This window comes from Rhizobium sp. BR 317, from assembly GCF_047445835.1.
Classification (GTDB): Bacteria; Pseudomonadota; Alphaproteobacteria; order Rhizobiales; family Rhizobiaceae; genus Rhizobium; species Rhizobium paranaense.
The window spans coordinates 1-1,440 of record NZ_JARWLB010000123.1; the positions used below are offsets into that span (position 1 = coordinate 1).

Sequence of the window (1,440 nt, forward strand, 5' to 3'; positions counted from 1 at the left end):
CGGAGATCGTGGCAGCACTGGCGTCGATATCGCCGGCCGACAGCATGGTCGAGGTTGCAAGACCGGTCGAGGCGGCAAGGTTCAAATCACCGGATGATCCGAGCACGATGCTGCCGCCGGCKGCAGTGGTGGCGGCAAAGTCGATGCCGGAGATCAGGGTCGGCGCGCTGAGGCTGCCGCCGGTGAGCGTGAGATCGCCTGCGGCAATGATCTGGTTCGCCACATCGACATTGCCGCTGGTGGTGATCGCCACCTTGCCGTGGCTGGTGATGCTGTCGGCGGTAAGATCGGCGGTGTGTGCAGCAAAGTCGCCGCCCGACAACATGGTTTGCGAGACAATGTCGCCGGTCGCGGTGAGGTTCATGGCGCCGGATGATCCGAGCACGATAGTGCCGCCGGCCGCCGTGGTCGCGGTAAAGTCGATACCGGAGATCAGGGTGGGTGCGCTGATGCTGCCGCCATTCAGTGTCAGGTCGCCGGCGGCGAGAATTTGGCTGGTGACATCGACATTGCCGTTGATCCCGACCTTGCCGTGGCTGGTGACGCTGCTTGCATGGAGATTGGCCGCTGTCGCCGTCAAATCGCCGGCCGACAGGATGGTGCCGGCCGTKGCATTGCCAGAGAGGGCGAGGTCGGTGGCGCCGGACGATGCCAACACGATATTGCCGCCGGCGGCGGCGGTTGCGGTAAAATCAACCCCAGAAACGAGGGTCTGCGCGGATAGGCTTTGGCCGCTGATCGACACATTACCCGAGCCCAGAATTTGGCCGCTGACGTCGATGGCGCCGCCGAGCGTGACGTCACCATGGGCTGTGATCGCATCGGCGGTGACGGCGCCCCCGCTGGCACTGAGATCACTGGCCGACAACAGAGTGCCGGCATTGATATTGCCGGTCGAGGCCAGCGTCAGATCGCCACTGCTGGCGAGCGTSATGTTGCCCCCACCAGCCGCCGTCGCGGCGAAGTCGACGCCGGAAACGATGGTGCCTGCCTTGATACTRGAGCCGRAGATGGTGAYGTCGCCACCACCAAGGATCTGRCCGCTAATATCGCTCGCACCAGAAAGGGAGATGTCCTTGTGGCCGGTAACGGCAGCGGCAGTAACGGTCGCGCCATTGACGTCGATCGTACCAGCGGCCTGTATGGTCGATGCCGCCGCAGCGCCGTTGGTTGAGACCGAAAGATCACCCGCCTGGCCAAGCACGACAGTGCCGCCGGCGGCATCGGTGGCGTCAAAGTCGATGCCGGCAACCAGCGTCTGCGCGGACAAGCTCTGGCCAGTGATCGATATGTTGCCGGCGCCAAGGATCTGATCGGTAACGTCCACGCGACCGCTTGCGGTCGTCGTGCCGATCGCGCCGCCGAGTATCATGTCGCCATGGGCGGAGATATCGTCGGCCGCAATGGTMGCGGCGCTGGCAGTAAGATCGCCTGACGACA

Annotated in this window: 1 protein-coding gene; it reads right to left on the reverse strand. The window is 64.2% G+C overall.

Features of this window, described 5'->3' with window-relative positions; all coding sequences use genetic code 11:
• Positions 1 to 1,440, reverse strand: a 1,440-nt coding sequence (locus QD357_RS32235; RefSeq protein ID WP_414126067.1) for a beta strand repeat-containing protein, incomplete at both ends; no start/stop codon positions are given.